The 16488-nt window shown below is 61.2% G+C and carries 14 protein-coding genes; 2 read left to right on the top strand and 12 right to left on the bottom strand.

Annotation, left to right across the window (positions count from 1 at the left end; translation table 11 throughout):
- Window positions 1–101: 101 nt before the first annotated feature.
- The 7 genes from F8N80_RS18205 to F8N80_RS18175 all read right to left on the bottom strand — a co-directional run bounded on the left by F8N80_RS18205 (window position 102) and on the right by F8N80_RS18175 (window position 9213).
- A complete protein-coding gene (locus tag F8N80_RS18205) occupies window positions 102–662 on the bottom strand; it encodes a phosphonate degradation HD-domain oxygenase (protein ID WP_150784389.1) in 561 nt (186 codons plus the stop codon).
- On the bottom strand, window positions 662–1795 hold the full coding sequence (locus F8N80_RS18200; protein ID WP_150784388.1) for a TIGR03364 family FAD-dependent oxidoreductase: 1134 nt from the start codon (window positions 1793–1795) through the stop codon (window positions 662–664). Before F8N80_RS18200 ends, F8N80_RS18205 begins: the two co-directional genes overlap by 1 nt.
- Before the next feature lie 158 nt (window positions 1796–1953).
- Window positions 1954–2979 (bottom strand): putative 2-aminoethylphosphonate ABC transporter substrate-binding protein, encoded by a 1026-nt coding sequence (locus F8N80_RS18195; protein WP_150784387.1) that lies wholly within the window; start codon window positions 2977–2979, stop codon window positions 1954–1956.
- 32 nt (window positions 2980–3011) lie between these two features.
- On the bottom strand, window positions 3012–4736 hold the full coding sequence (locus F8N80_RS18190; protein ID WP_150784386.1) for a putative 2-aminoethylphosphonate ABC transporter permease subunit: 1725 nt from the start codon (window positions 4734–4736) through the stop codon (window positions 3012–3014).
- Window positions 4736–5812, bottom strand: a complete 1077-nt coding sequence (locus tag F8N80_RS18185; RefSeq protein WP_150784385.1) for a putative 2-aminoethylphosphonate ABC transporter ATP-binding protein — start codon at window positions 5810–5812, stop codon at window positions 4736–4738. The genes F8N80_RS18190 and F8N80_RS18185 overlap by 1 nt, the downstream gene beginning before the upstream one ends.
- Before the next feature lie 259 nt (window positions 5813–6071).
- On the bottom strand, window positions 6072–6935 hold the full coding sequence (locus F8N80_RS18180) for a LysR family transcriptional regulator (RefSeq protein WP_150784384.1): 864 nt from the start codon (window positions 6933–6935) through the stop codon (window positions 6072–6074).
- Between the two features lie 16 nt (window positions 6936–6951).
- Window positions 6952–9213, bottom strand: coding sequence for a heavy metal translocating P-type ATPase (locus F8N80_RS18175; RefSeq protein ID WP_150784383.1), 2262 nt, complete (start codon window positions 9211–9213; stop codon window positions 6952–6954).
- An 84-nt stretch (window positions 9214–9297) separates the two neighbouring features.
- On the opposite strand from F8N80_RS18175, the gene cadR reads away from it, so the two are divergent.
- Complete coding sequence (cadR, locus tag F8N80_RS18170; RefSeq protein ID WP_150747105.1) at window positions 9298–9747, top strand: Cd(II)/Pb(II)-responsive transcriptional regulator; 450 nt, start codon at window positions 9298–9300, stop codon at window positions 9745–9747.
- 126 nt (window positions 9748–9873) lie between these two features.
- On the opposite strand, the gene F8N80_RS18165 is transcribed toward cadR, so the two are convergent.
- From F8N80_RS18165 to F8N80_RS18155, 3 genes are all read right to left on the bottom strand, one after another.
- Complete coding sequence (locus tag F8N80_RS18165) at window positions 9874–10845, bottom strand: thymidylate synthase (protein ID WP_150747106.1); 972 nt, start codon at window positions 10843–10845, stop codon at window positions 9874–9876.
- A 48-nt stretch (window positions 10846–10893) separates the two neighbouring features.
- Window positions 10894–11700 (bottom strand): prolipoprotein diacylglyceryl transferase, encoded by an 807-nt coding sequence (lgt, locus tag F8N80_RS18160; RefSeq protein WP_128873645.1) that lies wholly within the window; start codon window positions 11698–11700, stop codon window positions 10894–10896.
- 82 nt (window positions 11701–11782) lie between these two features.
- Window positions 11783–12565: a sulfite exporter TauE/SafE family protein gene (locus F8N80_RS18155; RefSeq protein ID WP_150747107.1), complete on the bottom strand. Its 783-nt coding sequence runs from the start codon at window positions 12563–12565 to the stop codon at window positions 11783–11785.
- A 133-nt stretch (window positions 12566–12698) separates the two neighbouring features.
- Here F8N80_RS18155 and F8N80_RS18150 point away from each other — a divergent pair, with 133 nt between their 5' ends.
- Entirely contained in the window at window positions 12699–13445 is a 747-nt protein-coding gene (locus F8N80_RS18150; RefSeq protein ID WP_150747108.1) for an NRDE family protein, read from the top strand.
- A gap of 159 nt (window positions 13446–13604) precedes the next feature.
- Here the strand turns inward: F8N80_RS18150 and ptsP are convergent, their stop codons facing one another.
- Window positions 13605–15884: a phosphoenolpyruvate--protein phosphotransferase gene (gene ptsP, locus F8N80_RS18145; RefSeq protein WP_150747109.1), complete on the bottom strand. Its 2280-nt coding sequence runs from the start codon at window positions 15882–15884 to the stop codon at window positions 13605–13607.
- A gap of 22 nt (window positions 15885–15906) precedes the next feature.
- Window positions 15907–16386, bottom strand: a complete 480-nt coding sequence (locus F8N80_RS18140; RefSeq protein ID WP_028623697.1) for an RNA pyrophosphohydrolase — start codon at window positions 16384–16386, stop codon at window positions 15907–15909.
- Window positions 16387–16488: the final 102 nt, after the last annotated feature.

The following is a 16488-nucleotide window of genomic DNA, read 5'->3' as shown; positions in this document are numbered from 1 at the left end:
GAGCAAGCCCGCTCCCACATTCGACCGAGTTTTTCCTGAAGAAATGCGATCAAATGTGGGAGCGGGCTTGCTCGCGAAGGCAGCACCTCGATCCATCGATCCTAAGCCACCAACAAACGCAACGCCTTCTCCTTCAAGAGACCAAGATCCATCACCGACACCCGCATCTCCTTTGCCTGCTCATCCCACTGACGCATCCGCAGACTGACTTCGCACAAAGGATCCCGCTCGAACGCCTCGGCCTCTTCAGCCGTCATCACCCCGCCCTGATATGCCAGGGTCCGGCGACTGGCTTCGCTCAAGCGCTCGTAGTACCCGGGCTCTTTGAGCGTCAGATAACGCTTGGCCTGGACGTGGTATTCCACCAGCCGCGCCATGCGCTCGCTGAAGCCTGCGCGTCGCAAATAGTCCGCACCGAGGCGCTCATGGCTGACGACGCCGAAACCACCCATGTTCTCGGCACTCTCGGCGGCGCAGATATGGCCAATGTCATGAAAGAACGCCGCCAGCACCACTTCGTCATCGAAGCCTTCGGCCATGGCCCGTTCGGCCGCCTGGGACATGTGCTCGATCTGCGACACCGGTTCGCCGATGTAATCGCTGTCGCCAAAGCGTTCATACAGACCGAACACCTCGGCGATCACTTGCTCATTGCGGTCCATCAAGATGCTCCCAGCAAAGTCGCGACATTGCGTTCGGCCATGGCTGGCCCGACGCTCATGCCAACACCGGAGTGCATTAACGCCACATTCACTCCCGGAAAGGGTCGCAGGAACGAGAACGGCCCCGGCCCCCTTGAACCATAGACACCCTGCCAGCGTTCGACCACTTGCACCTTGCAGCCCAGCGTCTGCTCAGCCAGTTCGATCATCCAGTTGTCCACCTGTTCAGCATTGAACGGCGACGGGTCGCTGCCGTAATGATGGGAATCGCCGATGATCAGCTCGCCATGAGGTGTCGGACTGATCAGCAAGTGAATGCCGTTTTCATGCAGATGCGGCGTCTCCTGCAGAATCTGCGCCTGCACCGCAGCGGCCTCCGGCAGGTCGGCAAACGCGCCGTAGTGCACGCAGCTCAGCCCGGTGAGCAACGCGTGTTGCAGATTCAGGTTGATCTGCGGTCGGGCGCGGAGCATTTGCAGGCGGCAGATTTGCGGATTGAGTTCGGCGATCTGCTCGGCCAGCAACGTCTGATAATCGTGACCGGAGCAGACGATGATGTGCCCGGCGCTGAATGTGCCCGCGGTGCTGTGCAAGCGTCCCTGTTCGATGTCGCGGACCAGGGTCGAGAAGTGAAACTTGACGCCGAGTTCGCGACGCAGGTAGTCGATCAGCACCGGAATCGCTTCGCGGGAATACAGCTGTTGATCGTCCATACCGTGCAACGCGGCGCGGTGATGGCGGAACTGGCCGCCGTACAGGTCGCGTAATGCAGCGCCGCGCAACAGGTCGACGCGGTAACCGTGCTCCACGGCGCGGCCAGCGCAAAAGGCCTCCAACAAGTGTTCTTCGGCTTCGGTACGGGCGAACAGGTAGGAGCCGTTGCGCTTGAGTTGCAGGCCGGCCAGTTGTGCCCATTGGCCCCAGATATCGCGGCTGGCCCGGGCCAGTTCGAGCATCGGGCCTGGTGGTTGGCCGGTGACCAGTGCCTGGCCGAAGTTGCGGATCGATGCGCCTAGCGGCGTCTGGCTGCGTTCGAAAACCGTGACCTTCAGGCCGCGTCTGGCGGCGGCGTAGGCGTGGGACAGGCCGAGGATGCCGGCGCCTACGATCAGCATGTCGTTGTGTTGAGTCATGGAATTTTGTCCCTGAATTCGAGACCGCTATCGCGGGCAAGCCCGCTCCCACAGGGTCCGTGGCGTTCACAAAACCTGTGTTCATCACAAAACCTGTGGGAGCGGCGGTGCGGCGATCCGACTTGCCCGCGAAGAGGCCCTATCAGCCAATAAAGATCTTACTTGGCAGCCACTTTCTCGGACTTGCCGTCATAGCGCTTGCGCCACTCACTCAGGATTTCATCGCGATTCTTCGACGCCCAGGCAAAGTCGTTCTTGATCAGACGCTGCTCATAATCCGCCGGCAATTCAGTCTGCGGCTTGGCGATACCCGGCTGGGCGAGGACCGCGAAGTTTTCTTTATAGAGCTCCATCGCCGCCGGGCTCGCAGAGAAGTCCGCCAGTTTTTTCGCCGCCTCTTCGTGCGGTGTGCCTTTGATCACGGCGGTGGCTTCGATCTCCCAGCCCAGACCCTCTTTCGGCAGGATGATGTCCAGCGGCGCGCCCTGGCGTTTCAACTGAACAGCCGGGTATTCAAAGGAAATACCAATCGGGAATTCACCCGACGCCGCCAGCTTGCAAGGCTTGGAGCCGGAGTGAACGTACTGGCCGATGTTCTGGTGCAGGTCGTCCATGTACTGCCAGCCCTGCTTCTCGCCGAAGGTTTGCAGCCAGGCACTGACGTCGAGGAAACCGGTGCCGGACGAAGCAGGGTTCGGCATGACGATCTTGCCTTTGTACTCAGGCTTGGTCAGGTCCTGCCAGCTGACCGGTTTGCTCAAACCCTGCTTTTCCGCTTCGATCGTGTTGAAGCAAATAGTCGCCGCCCACACGTCCATGCCGACCCAGGCCGGCGGATTGGCGGCATCGCGGTAGTTGACGCCGATCTTGTCCAGATCCTGCGGTGCATAGCTTTGCAGCATGCCTTGCTGATCAAGGATCGCCAGGCTCGACGCCGCCAAGCCCCAGACCGCGTCAGCTTGCGGGCGGGCTTTTTCAGCCAGCAGCTTGGCGGTGATGATGCCGGTGGAATCGCGCACCCATTTGATCTCGACGTCCGGGTTGGCCTTTTCGAAGGCTTGCTTGTAGGTCTTCAGTTGTTCGGCTTCGAGGGCGGTGTACACCGTCAACTCGGTTTTCGCCGCGAAAGCGTTCAGGCTGAAAGCGGTGAGGACAGCAGCGGCCAGGGCCAAAGGCTTGAACATGGTGCAATTCCTGTATGAGTTGAAGGTATGAATCAATGACCAGGCGCGGTCTGCCGCCAGGCCTGGGAGCGGCGCAACAATCCGCGCGAAGCCCAGGCCAGCAGCAAGGACACGCCCGCCGAAGTGAACAGAATCAGGGTCGACATCGCCGCCGCGCCGCCGACGTTGCCGGCGTCATCCATGTTCAGCACCGCCACCGCCGCGAGGATGGTGTCCGGGCTGTAGAGGAAGATCGCTGCCGAAACGGTGGTCATGGCCGAGACGAACAGGTAGCGCACGATGTCCAGCAGCGCCGGCAGGCAAATCGGTACCGTCACACGCAGGTAGTGCCGATACAGCGGTGCCTTGAGCGACAGCGCGGCGGCTTCGAACTCGGCATCGAGCTGGCGCAGCGCGGTGGTGGCGGTCATTTGCGCGGTGGTCAGATAGTGAGCAATGGTGCAGACCACCAGCAGGGTCATGGTCCCGTAGAGCACATGCAACGGGTTACCGGTGAGGTTGAAGAAGAAGACATAACCCAAGCCAAGCACCAGGCCTGGCACTGCCATCGGTACGAAACTGAGCATGCGCAGTGTCAGATTCAGTCCGCGCTGGCCCTTGGTTTTTTCCATCAGGTAAGCGCCGGTGAAGATCAGCACGCTGCCGATCAACGCCGTGCACAACGCCATTTTCACGCTGTTGCCATAGGCCAGCCAGCCGCCGCCCGCCGTGTCGTTGAACTGGTAATGGTTGAGCGACAGCGACAGGTTGTACGGCCAGAATTTGACCAGCGACGAGAACACCGCCATGCCGAACACCAGCAGCAAGACTGCGCAGATCAGGACCACGATGACCAGGTAGCAGCCATCACGCAGTTTGGATGGCGCCGGTTGAAAGACTTGCGCCCGACCGCTCATGGAGTCGCCGTGACGTCGACGCAACCACGCATCGACACCGAAGCTGAACAGCGCTGGCAACAGCAGGACCATACCGATCAAGGCACCTCGACCGAATTGTTGCTGGCCGACCACGGCTTTGTAGGCTTCCAGCGCCAGCACCTGATAGTCGCCACCGACTACCACGGGCACGCCGAAGTCGGTGATGGTCAGGGTGAACACCAGACAGAACGCGGCGAACACCGCCTGACGCGTCGCCGGCCAGGTGATACTGCGGAAAGCTTTTGCAGGACTGGCGCCCATGCTGGAAGCGGCATCGAACAGTCGCGCATCCGCCAGGGACAGCGCCGACAGCAAAATCATCAAGGCGTGGGGAAAGGTGTAGATGACCTCGCCCAGCACTATGCCCCAGAAGCCGTAGATGTTGTCCGAGAGCAAACCGCGCAGCATGCCCTGGTTGCCGAACAGATAAACCAGTGCAATGCCCGGCAGCATCGACGGCGCCATCAATGGCAACAGTGACATGCCACGCCAGATGCCCTTGCCGGGAATCAATGTGCGTTGCAAGGCGTAGGCAAACAGGTAAGCCAGGGGTACGACAATCGCCGCGACGCTGAGGGAAACCTTCAAGCTATTGCCCAGCAGCCAGTGGAAATTGGCACTGGTCACCAACTCACGGGCGGCGACCAGACCACCGCCCTGCCCGGCTTCCGAACTGAAGCCGCGCCAGAAGATCGCCAGCAATGGCATCAGTACCGCAATGCCGAGCAACACCAGCAAAAGGAGTTTGCCGCCGACCACGAACACCCGGTCGCCAATTTCGGCACGGGAAGCCTGCCGAACCTGCTTGTGCGGCATCGGCAGCGCGATGTTCGCGCTCATCAAGTAAACACCTGCAGGCTGCGTGGAGGCAGGGCCACCATGATCTGCTGCGCACCCAGACGCGGCATGGCTTCCGGCGCCAGCTCCGCCAGCAACGCATGGCCTGGCAGTTGATCGAGCTCAAAACTCATGCGGCAACGGTTGCCGAGGAAGGTGATCTCGCGGACCTTGGCCGGGAACAGGTTTTCTTCATGCACCGGCGGGTTGACGTTGATTGCTTCCGGGCGGCAGAACAGACGACCCGAGGCGGCTTTTGCGCTGCCTTCGGCCAGGCGCATGTTCATCCCGCCGACCTGCGCATGGCTGTCGCTGCTGCGGCTGAATGGCAGCCAGTTGCCCTGGCCGACAAACTCCGCCACAAACGGCGTCGCCGGGCGATCGTAGATTTCCTGCGGCGTGGCGTACTGCTCGACCTTGCCGTTGTTCATCACGGCGATGCGGTCGGCCATCAGCATGGCTTCGTCCTGGTTGTGGGTAACCATCAGGGTGGTGATGCCGAGGTTGCGTTGCAGTTGGCGCAGTTCGGTGCACAGATGCTCACGGACCCGGGCATCCAGTGCGGACATCGGCTCGTCCAGCAGCAGCAAGGACGGCGCCGGAGCCAAGGCCCGGGCCAATGCGACCCGTTGCTGCTGGCCGCCGGACAACTGGCCGGGGTACTTTTTCTCACTGCCGATCAGGCCGACCAGTTCCAGCATCTGAGCGACACGCTGGCGCACTTCATCGCGACCGCTACCGGCGAGGCCGTAGGCAATATTCGCCTCGACGGTGAGATTGGGGAATAACGCGTAGGACTGAAACAGAATGCCGTAGTCCCGAGCCTGAGGCGCCAGATGGGAAACGTCGCGATCGCCGAGGTACAGCTCGCCGCTGTCCTGTTTCTCCAGACCCGCGATGCAGCGCAGCAAAGTGGTCTTGCCGCACCCCGACGGGCCGAGCAAGCACACCAGCTCACCCGCCGCCACGTCGAGGGACACGTTATCCAGCGCGGTGAAGGCGCCGAAGCGTTTCTGCACGCCGCGCACTTTCATCGGGGCGCCGGGGTTGGTCAGGGCAGTTGCGATCGAGTGGTTCATGGACAGGCCTCATCAAGCAGATGAAGGCCATCCTAGGGGTGTAATGCGAACGTCATGTGGCAGTGAGGCAAAAATGGCTGATAGTGGTATTCAGGGATTTTGGTTAGACACGTGGGTGTACCGACGGACGCCTTCGCGGGCAAGCCTCGCTCCTACAGTTTTGTATCGTTCACGCGTCTGCGAATAACGCGCATCTGTAGGAGCGAGCGGTGCGGCGATCCGACTTGCCCGCGAAGAGGCCCGACATTCACCACAATCGTCAGGCCGGAGCCATTTCCTGCGCCAACCCCAAAAACGCCGCTGGCAACCGCGCGCCCTTGCGCTCCTTGAGGCAATACAAATACTCAGGAATCTGCGGCGCATTCTCGATGGTCAACACCCGCAATTGCGGATCATGGGGCACTTCCTGCCGGGCAATGATGCTGATCCCGATGTTGCGCAGTACCGCCTCGCGAATCGACTCACGGCTGCCAATCTCCAGCAGCGGCCCGAAACTCACTCCGGCGCTGGTCAGCAACGCCTCGGTCAATCGCCGGGTGGTCGAGCCCGATTCCCGCATCAACAGGGTATGCCCGGCCAACGCCGTCAGCGGCACATGATCGTGAACCGCCAGCGGATGATTGCGATGCACCGCCAGCACCAGCGGATCGCTACCGAGCACCCGGCGAATCAGCCGCGCATCGTCGAGCAATTGCGATGACGCCGCGACATCCACCCGATAATCCTCCAGCGCCTCAAGCACCTGTTGGGAATTGCCGATTTCCACCGACACTTCCACCTGCGGCAAGCGCTCGCGAAAGGTCTTCACCAGATCGAGGATGTAATACGGTGCCGTGGCGGCGATGCGCAGCGTGCCCTGAACCTGGCCACTGTTGCGCAGGAAGAACTCGATGTCGGCTTCTTGCTGCAACAGCGCCTTGACCAGCGGCAGCAACCGGGCGCCTTCATCGCTGAGGCTGAGGCGACGGCCGCCGCGGTAGAACAGTTCTACCGAGTACTGACTTTCCAGATTGCGGATCTGGGTCGTCACTGTAGGTTGGCTAAGGCCAAGCTTTTTCGCCGCCAGGGTTATGCTGCCCAGACGGGCAACCATGTAAAACGCCTTCAGCTCGGCACTCAGCACCGCCTTCCCTCATTGTTTATTTGCGCAACAGGCGCAAACCGTTGAACACCACCAACAGGCTCACGCCCATGTCGGCGAACACCGCCATCCACATGGTAGCGACCCCGGCGAAGGTTACCCCAAGAAAGATCGCCTTGGTCACCAATGCCAGGGCAATGTTCTGCTTCAGGATGCGCGAAGTCTGACGGGACAAACGGATGAAGGCCGGGATCTTGCGCAGATCGTCGTCCATCAAGGCGACATCGGCGGTCTCGATGGCGGTATCGGTGCCCGCTGCGGCCATGGCGAAACCAATCTCGGCCCGGGCCAGTGCCGGAGCGTCATTGATGCCGTCGCCGACCATGCCGACTCTATGCCCCTGTGCATAAAGCGCTTCGATGGCTTGCAGCTTGTCGGTTGGCAGCAGATCGCCTTGCGCCTGATCGATACCGACTTGCGCGGCAATGGCCTGGGCGGTGTGCACGTTGTCGCCGGTGAGCATCAGGGTTTTGACACCCAGGTCATGCAGTTGCCGGATGGCCTCGCGGCTGGATGCTTTCACCGTGTCCGCCACGGCGAACAGTGCCAGCGGGCCGGATTTGTCGAGCAACAGCACCACGGATTTACCCTGTTTTTCCAGCGCGAACAACTGCTCTTCCAGCGCAGGCGAGCACAGGCCCAGATCTTCCACCAGGCGGTGGTTGCCCAAGTGGTAGGTCTGACCGTTGATCTCGCCGCGCACACCCCGACCGCCGAGCGCCTCGAAGTTATCCACAATCAGTGGCGAAGGGTGTTTATCCACAGCCGCATTGGCGATGGCCATCGACACCGGGTGATCCGAGCGGCCGGCCAGCGCCGCGGCAATGGCCGGGGCCGATTCATCGGCGGTCGGATCGAGGGACACATAATCGGTCTGCACCGGTTTGCCGTGAGTGAGGGTGCCGGTCTTGTCCAGCGCCAGGTAATCAAGCTTGTAACCGCCCTCCAGATACACGCCGCCCTTGACCAGGATCCCTTTGCGCGCCGCCGCCGCAAGGCCGCTGACGATGGTCACCGGGGTGGAAATCACCAGTGCACAGGGGCAAGCGACCACCAGCAACACCAGCGCGCGGTAGATCCAGTCGAACCACAACGCTTCCATGAACAGCGGAGGAATCACTGCCACCGCGATGGCCAGGACGAACACTGCCGGCGTGTAGATCTTCGAGAAACTGTCGACGAAACGCTGGGTGGGCGCCCGCGCGCCCTGGGCCTGTTCGACGGCGTGGATGATGCGTGCCAGGGTCGAATGGTTGGCCGCGGCGGTCACTGCGTATTCCAGAGAACCCGACTGATTGATGGTGCCGGCGAACACCTTGTCGCCAATGGCCTTCTCGACCGGCAGGCTTTCGCCGGTGATCGGCGCCTGGTCGATGGTCGAACTGCCCGAAACCACTTCGCCGTCCAGACCGATTCGCTCGCCGGGACGCACTCGCACTCGCGCACCCAGCTCGATGGTTTTGACGTCCTGCGTGACCCAGCTGCCATCGGCCTGCTGCACCGTGGCCTGCTCCGGGGTCATCTGCATCAGACCGCTGATAGCATTGCGCGCCCGATCCAGCGACCTGGCTTCGATCAACTCGGCCACAGTGAAGAGGAACATCACCATCGCCGCTTCCGGCCACTGGCCAATCAGGATAGCGCCAGTCACCGCGATGCTCATCAGTGCATTGATGTTCAGGTTGAGGTTCTTGAGCGCAATCCAGCCCTTCTTATAGGTAGCGAGGCCGCCGCTGAGAATCGAGACCAGTGCAATAACGGCCACTACCCAGTTGGGTGCAGCGCTGGTGAAGTGGATCACCTCGGCAGCCACCGCACTGACACCGGACAGCGCCAGCGGCCACCAGGGCTTTTTCCCGGCAGTTGGCGCCGGCGTTTCAGCGCCCTGCTCCAGCGGCTCGGCCTGCATCCCCAGCGACTTGATCGCGTCGATGATCGGCGCGGTGCTCGCCAGGTTGTGGGTCACCCCCAGCACGCGGTTGATCAAGTTGAACTCCAGCTGTTGCACACCCGCCAGCTTGCCCAGTTTGTTCTGGATCAGCGTCTGTTCGGTCGGGCAGTCCATTGCGTCGATACGAAAATTGCTCAGCCGCGCATCGGCGCTCGGCGCTTCGCTCAACTGGATCAGCGCGGGTGCCGCTGCCTTCGGCGAACAGCAGGTATCACCAGGACCGCCATGTACATGTTGGGGGACGGGCTTGAGTTTGCTGCAGCAATCGTCTGCGGCTTCAGGTTTGTGGGTGTGCAGGGAATCGCTCATCGTGTGCGTCCATAAGAGTGCCTGTTGCCAAGTAAAGACCCTGTAGCCACTATAGGGTCAAGCACCCTTTTGGAGATTGTCGCGATGAAAATCGGAGAACTGGCGAAACTCACCGACTGCGCAGTGGAAACCATCCGCTACTACGAGCGCGAAAACCTGCTGCCGGAACCGGCCCGCAGCGACGGCAACTACCGCGTCTACACCCAGGCCCACGCCGAGCGCCTGACCTTCATCCGCAACTGCCGCACCCTCGACATGACCCTCGAGGAGATCCGCAGCCTGCTGGCGCTGCGCGACAGCCCGCAGGATCAATGCGAAAGCGTGAATGCGCTGATCGACGAGCACATCCATCACGTCAAGGCGCGGATCGATGGGTTGTTGGCGTTGCAGACACAATTGATCGACCTGCGCCAACGCTGCGGCGAAGGGCCGGATATCGATCAGTGCGGGATTTTGCAGCAGTTGGAGGTGAGTGGCGGGGTTGTGGCGACGGAGACGGAGCATTCCCATGTGGGCCGTAGCCACGGCCACTAAACACACTGCAAAACCCAATGTGGGAGCGGGCTTGCTCGCGAAAGCGGTGTGTCAGACAACATTTCTGTCGACTGACACTCCCTCTCGCGAGCAAGCCCGCTCCCACACTTGGTTCGGCGTTAAGGCTTAAACCGCCATCGGCGCCGTCATCGGCGCGTGGTGTTCGTAGCCTTCCAGCGAGAAATCGCTCGGCTCGATCAGCTCCAGCCATTGCGGTTGATACACACCCGTCTTGGCAAACTCCGGCACACGATCGGCAATCACCAGTTTCGGCATCGGGAACGGCTCGCGCTTGAGCTGTTCATTGAGCATCTCCAAATGGTTTTCGTAGACGTGGGCGTCGCCGATGAAATAGGTGAACCAGCGCGGCGTGTAACCGGTCAGGCGACCGATCAGGCTCAGCAGTGCGGCACCTTCGGTGAGGTTGAACGGCGTGCCCAGGCCCAGGTCGTTCGAGCGAATGTAGAGGGTCAGGGAGATCTCTCTGGTCTCGACATTCGGATGGAACTGATACAGCAAATGGCACGGCGGCAGGGCCATCTCATCGAGCTGGGCGACGTTCCAGCCGTGGAACAGGATGCGGCGGCTGCCCGGGTCCTTGATGATGGTGTCGACGCATTGGCGAATCTGGTCGATCGCCTTGTACAGCACCACGTACGCCTGGCCATCTTCTTCGCCTTCGGCGATCTGGCGATAGCCTTGGCTCAGGGTCTGCTCGATAGCGGCCTGGTTGCTGACCGGAATTTGCTTGTACGCCGGCCATTTGCGCCATTGCACACCGTAGATCTCGCCGAGGTCGTCTTCACCCTGACGGAACGGGTTGGCCAGCCACTGGGCGTTTTCGTTGGCGTTCTGGTCCCAGACCTTGCAGCCCAAGGCACGAAATTCGGCGGCGTTGTTCACCCCACGCAGAAAGCCGCACATCTCGCCAATGGCCGACTTGAAGGCCATCTTGCGGGTAGTGATCGCCGGGAAACCTTCCTTCAGGTCATAACGCAGCATCGCGCCCGGAAAGCTGATGGTGTTCACGCCGGTACGGTTGGCCTGTTTGGTGCCGTTCTTGATGACGTGGGCGACCAGATCGAGATATTGCTTCATGAGTTACCTGTGTCCTTGAACCCGGGGTCGTCACCCCGGGGTTCGAATTTATACAGCTGCCGCGGGAGCCGCCGGCGCGCGATGATAGGCCAGCCAGATCAGGAACAGACCGCCGACGATCATCGGGATGCACAGTACCTGACCCATGGTCAGCCAGTTCCAGGCCAGATAGCCCAGCTGCGCGTCCGGCACCCGAACGAATTCCACGATGAAACGGAAGATGCCATAGAACAGCGCGAACATCCCGGACACCGCCATGGTCGGCCGCGGCTTGCGCGAGAACAACCAGAGGATGGCAAACAGCGCCACGCCTTCGAGCGCGAACTGATACAGCTGCGACGGGTGACGCGCCAGTTGCGCCGGGTCGGTCGGGAAGACCATCGCCCACGGCACGTCGGTTGCCTTGCCCCATAATTCGGCGTTGATGAAATTGCCGATACGCCCGGCACCCAGGCCGATCGGCACCATCGGTGCGACAAAATCCATCAGCTGGAAGAACGACTTGCCGTTCTTTTTACCGAACCACAACGCCGCCAGCATCACGCCGATGAAACCGCCGTGGAACGACATGCCGCCCTTCCACACCTCGAAGATCAGCGTCGGATTGGCCAGGTACGCGTTCAGATCATAGAACAGCACATAGCCCAGGCGGCCGCCGACAATGACGCCCATCGACATCCAGAACACCATGTCGGAGAGTTTCTCCTTGCTCCAGGTCGGGTCGAAGCGGTTCAGCCGGCGGGACGCCAGCCACCACGCGCCGCCGATGCCGATCAGGTACATCAGGCCGTACCAGTGGATTTTCAGCGGACCGATGGCCAGGGCCACCGGGTCGATCTGCGGGTAAGGCAGCATTGCGACTCCTCGTTAGAGTTGAAACCTTCAAAATTCCCGGGGACGCTGTCACGCCAGGATTAAGCCAGCATTGCGACGCGCGTCAGAGCAGGAAGCTCAGCCCTACGCAGCACAGCAAAGCGGCGAACAGTCTTTTCAGCAAGCGCGGCGACAGGCTGTGGGCCAGTCGTGCACCGAGGCGGGCGAACACCATGCTGGTCAGGGCGATCCCCAGCAGCGCCGGCAAATAAATAAAACCGAGACTATGGGCCGGCAACAAGGGATCGTGCCACCCCAGAATCATGAAAAATAATGCACTGGACAAGGCAATTGGCAGGCCGCAGGCGGATGAAGTCGCCACGGCTTGCTGCATCGGTACGCTGCGCCAGGTCAAAAACGGCACAGTCAACGAACCGCCGCCAATCCCGAAAATCGCCGAAGCCCAGCCAATCACACTACCGGCCACGGTCAGACCGACTTTGCCGGGCACGGTGCGGCTGGCTTTCGGCTTGACATCCAAGGCGAGCTGAACCGCGATGATCAGCGCAAATACGCCAATGATTTTCTGCAGGTTTGGCCCGGAGATCGATTCGGCGGTCAGCGCACCGAAACCGGCGCCGATGAGTATACCGACGGTCATCCAGGCAAAAACCGGCCAACGCACGGCACCGCGGCGATGGTGCTCGCGGATGGCATTGATCGAGGTAAAGATGATCGTCGCCAGTGAAGTGCCGACCGCCAGGTGGGTCAAAATTGACGCATCGAAGCCCTGCAAGGTGAAACTGAACACCAGTACCGGGACGATGATGATTCCGCCACCCACCCCGAACAGCCCGGCCAGCACGCCTGCACAGGCGCCCAGCGCCAGGTACAGTAGAAATTCCATGGCCGTCCCCGCCCGCGTCCCGAAAATAGGAGCGGCATGGTAACGGATGCATGGCCTCAAGCTCCACTGGATGGCGATGGATACCCGCTCGATGACTGCGTAGAGTGGGCAAAAAACACACATGGATCACCTTATGTGCCTGATTGTCTTTGCCTGGCGCCCCGGTCACACCCAGCCGCTGGTCGTCGCCGCCAACCGTGACGAATTCTACGCCCGCCCCAGCCTGCCGCTGGCGCAATGGCCCGAATCGCCGCAGGTTTATGCCGGTCGCGACCTGGAGGCCGGCGGCACCTGGCTGGGTATCGGTGCCAATGGACGCTTCGCTGCGCTGACCAATATTCGCGACCCTCATCAACCGCCCGCGCGAAAATCGCGAGGGGAACTGGTGGCGCGGTTTCTCGCCGGGGATAGGCCGATTGATGACTATTTGAGCGACGTTGTTGCACGTTCGATCGAATACGCCGGGTTTAACTTACTGATCGGCAATGCCAACGAGCTGTGGCACTTCAATGCCCGGGAGGCTGAGGCGGTGATGCTGCCACCGGGGGTTTATGGATTGTCGAACGCCGGGCTGGATACGCCGTGGCCCAAGTTGCTGAAGGCGCGGGCGGCGCTGGAGGAAGTGCTGGACGATCCGCAGCCTCAGTCGCTATTGGCGCTGCTGAACGATCCGCAGACGGCGCCCTTTGCGGAGTTACCGGATACCGGGGTGGGGTTGGCTACCGAGACGTTGCTGTCGAGTGTGTTTATTGCCAGCCCGACTTATGGGACACGGGCGAGCACGGCGTTGATCGTGCATGCGGATGGGACGCGGCATATGGTCGAGCGGAGTTTCGGGCCGTATGGCGGGCATCTTGGGGAAGTGGAGATCAGGGTTTAGATCTCTATTGTCAGGACTGACGCCTTCGCGGGCAAGTCGGATCGCCGCACCGCTCGCCCCTACGGGTCCGCGTCGTTCGCAAAGCGCGGGAACGACACAAATCTGTAGGAGCGAGCGGTGCGGCGATCCGACTTGCCCGCGAAAGGGCCATCAGCCTTTTTAAAGGGTTTTGGCCGAAGCCGGATTGATCATCCGCGCCAACCCAAGGTTCTTCAGCGCCAGCTGCAGCGAACTGTGAATCACTTGCGGGTTGTCGATGGTCATCAACTCCGCCAGCAATTCCTTGGCCTTGCTCAGGTTGATCTGGCGCAGCATCCATTTCACTTTCGGCAGGTTGGTGGCGTTCATCGACAGGCTATCGAAACCCATCGCCATCAACAGCACCGCCGCTGCCGGGTCACCGGCCATTTCACCGCAGATGCTCACCGGTTTGCCTTCGGCATGGGCATCGCGCACCACGTTCTGCAGCGCTTGCAGTACCGCCGGGTGCAGGTAGTCGTAGAGGTCGGCTACTCGCGGGTTGTTTCGATCCACGGCCAACAGGTACTGGGTCAGGTCGTTGGAACCGACCGACAGGAAGTCCACTTGCCGTGCCAGTTCCTTGGTCTGATAAACCGCCGCCGGAATTTCGATCATCACGCCGATCGGTGGCATCGGCACATCGCAGCCTTCGTCGCGGATTTCACCCCAGGCCCGGTGGATCAGGTGCAGGGCTTCTTCCAGTTCGTGGATGCCGGAGATCATCGGCAGCAGAATCCGCAGGTTGTTCAGGCCTTCGCTGGCCTTGAGCATCGCGCGGGTCTGGACCAGGAAGATTTCCGGGTGATCGAGGGTGACGCGAATGCCGCGCCAGCCGAGAAATGGGTTGTCTTCCTTGATGGGGAAGTACGACAGCGATTTGTCGCCACCGATGTCCAGGCTGCGCATGGTCACCGGTTGTGGATGGAACGCAGCGAGCTGCTCGCGATAGATCGCCAGTTGCTCTTTTTCGCTCGGAAAACGCTGGTTGATCATGAACGGCACTTCGGTGCGGTACAGACCGACACCTTCAGCGCCACGCTTCTGCGCCCGAGCCACGTCCGCCAGCAGGCCGGTGTTGACCCACAGCGGCATGCGGTGGCCATCGAGGGTAATGCACGGCAAATCCCGCAGCGCATCCAGCCCGAGGGCCAGCTGCTTCTCTTCCTCGACCACTTCGGCGAATTGCTTGCGCAGCACTTCGCTGGGGTTGGTGTAGACCTCGCCGTGATAGCCGTCGACGATCATCTGGATGCCGTCGACCTTGGAGTACGGCAGGTCGACCAGGCCCATCACCGTCGGAATGCCCATGGCGCGCGCCAGGATCGCCACATGGGAGTTGCCGGAACCGAGTACCGAGACCAGACCGACCAGCTTGCCTTCCGGCACCTCGCCGAGCATCGCCGGCGTCAATTCTTCGCTGATCAGGATGCTGTTGTCGGGATAGACCAGGGTCTGCTGACGCTCTTCCTGCAGATAAGCGAGCAAGCGCCGACCGAGGTCCTTGACGTCGGAGGCTCGTTCACGCAGGTAGGCGTCGTCCATCAATTCGAAGCGGTTGACGTGCTCAGTGACCACTTGGCGCAACGCGCCCTGGGCCCATTGGCCGGTCTTGATCACGGTGGTAATTTCGCTGCCGAGCGAGGCATCGTCGAGCATCATCAGGTAGACATCGAACAGCGCGCGCTCTTCCGGGCGCAACTGGTTCGCGAGCTTGGCCGACAAGGCGCGCATGTCGGCGCGCACGCCTTCGATGGCAGTCTTGAACAGCCCGAGTTCGGCAGCGATGTCAGTGATGGTCTTGTCGGGCACCACGTCCAGATCGGCCGGCGGCAACATGACCACCGCGGTACCGACCGCTGCACCCGGCGAACCCGGCACGCCGACGAACTTTGCTTCCTGGATGCCTTTGCCCTGGCGCCCCAGGCCACGGATCGACCCGGTGGCCTCGGCATGGGCGATAACGCCGGCGAGCTGGGCGCTCATGGTCACGAGGAAGGCTTCTTCACCTTCATCGAACTGGCGGCGTTCTTTTTGCTGGATGACCAACACGCCGACGACGCGGCGGTGGTGAATGATCGGTGCCCCGAGGAACGAGGCGTAGCGTTCTTCGCCGGTTTCGGCGAAGTAGCGATAGCGCGGGTGATCCGCGGCGTTTTCGAGGTTCAGGGGTTCTTCACGCGTACCGACCAGGCCGACCAGACCTTCATTGGGGGCCATGCTGACCTTGCCGATCGAGCGCTTGTTCAAACCCTCGGTGGCCATCAGCACGAAACGGTTGGTCTCGGGATCAAGCAGGTAGACCGAGCAGACCTGGCTGCCCATGGCCTCTTTGACGCGCAACACAATAATCCCCAACGCCGTCTTGAGATCCTTGGCGGAGTTAACTTCCTGGACGATCTTGCGCAGCGTATTGAGCATGGCTCGGGGTCGAACTCCGTCGTCAGTCGCGCGATAAAAGGCGCGGGGCAAGCTCTTTGAGAGCGCGTCGATACACCTCGCGCTTGAATGTCACCACCTGGCCCAACGGATACCAATAACTGACCCAGCGCCAGCCATCGAATTCCGGTTTACCGGTCAAGTCCATCCGCACCCGCTGCTCGTTGGAGATCAGGCGCAGGAGAAACCATTTCTGTTTCTGGCCGATGCACAGCGGTTGGCTGTGGGTCCTGACCAGACGTTGCGGCAAACGATAGCGCAACCAGCCCCGGGTGCAGGCGAGTATTTCAACATCTTCGCGTTCCAGGCCCACTTCTTCGTTCAACTCGCGGTACAAGGCGTCTTCCGGCGTCTCCTGGGGGTTGATTCCTCCCTGCGGAAACTGCCAGGCATCTTGATTGATACGGCGAGCCCATAGCACCTGGCCGGCATCATTCGTCAGAATGATCCCGACATTGGGGCGAAAACCATCGGGGTCGATCACGGCAACAACCTCGCAAACGCATGTCGCCGCATTGTTCCACAAAGGTTGTGAAGGCAGCAACGAGCCGGCCTACCTTATGTGCACTCTTGTGAAAAGTCCGTA

It is taken from the genome of Pseudomonas fluorescens (assembly GCF_902497995.1).
GTDB classification, from domain to species: domain Bacteria; phylum Pseudomonadota; class Gammaproteobacteria; order Pseudomonadales; family Pseudomonadaceae; genus Aquipseudomonas; species Aquipseudomonas fluorescens_BK.
Note: the sequence above shows the minus strand (reverse complement) of the source record. Positions and strands in the feature narration are given on the sequence as shown.

What these genes read in the sequence shown, in the direction of transcription:
- F8N80_RS18205 (WP_150784389.1), bottom strand. Translation starts at nt 662, where the DNA reads ATGGACCGCAATGAGCAAGTGATCGCCGAGGTGTTCGGTCTGTATGAA.
- F8N80_RS18200 (WP_150784388.1), bottom strand. Translation starts at nt 1,795, where the DNA reads ATGACTCAACACAACGACATGCTGATCGTAGGCGCCGGCATCCTCGGC.
- F8N80_RS18195 (WP_150784387.1), bottom strand. Translation starts at nt 2,979, where the DNA reads ATGTTCAAGCCTTTGGCCCTGGCCGCTGCTGTCCTCACCGCTTTCAGC.
- F8N80_RS18190 (WP_150784386.1), bottom strand. Translation starts at nt 4,736, where the DNA reads ATGAGCGCGAACATCGCGCTGCCGATGCCGCACAAGCAGGTTCGGCAG.
- F8N80_RS18185 (WP_150784385.1), bottom strand. Translation starts at nt 5,812, where the DNA reads ATGAACCACTCGATCGCAACTGCCCTGACCAACCCCGGCGCCCCGATG.
- F8N80_RS18175 (WP_150784383.1), bottom strand. Translation starts at nt 9,213, where the DNA reads ATGAGCGATTCCCTGCACACCCACAAACCTGAAGCCGCAGACGATTGC.
- cadR (WP_150747105.1), top strand. Translation starts at nt 9,298, where the DNA reads ATGAAAATCGGAGAACTGGCGAAACTCACCGACTGCGCAGTGGAAACC.
- F8N80_RS18165 (WP_150747106.1), bottom strand. Translation starts at nt 10,845, where the DNA reads ATGAAGCAATATCTCGATCTGGTCGCCCACGTCATCAAGAACGGCACC.
- lgt (WP_128873645.1), bottom strand. Translation starts at nt 11,700, where the DNA reads ATGCTGCCTTACCCGCAGATCGACCCGGTGGCCCTGGCCATCGGTCCG.
- F8N80_RS18155 (WP_150747107.1), bottom strand. Translation starts at nt 12,565, where the DNA reads ATGGAATTTCTACTGTACCTGGCGCTGGGCGCCTGTGCAGGCGTGCTG.
- F8N80_RS18150 (WP_150747108.1), top strand. Translation starts at nt 12,699, where the DNA reads ATGTGCCTGATTGTCTTTGCCTGGCGCCCCGGTCACACCCAGCCGCTG.
- ptsP (WP_150747109.1), bottom strand. Translation starts at nt 15,884, where the DNA reads ATGCTCAATACGCTGCGCAAGATCGTCCAGGAAGTTAACTCCGCCAAG.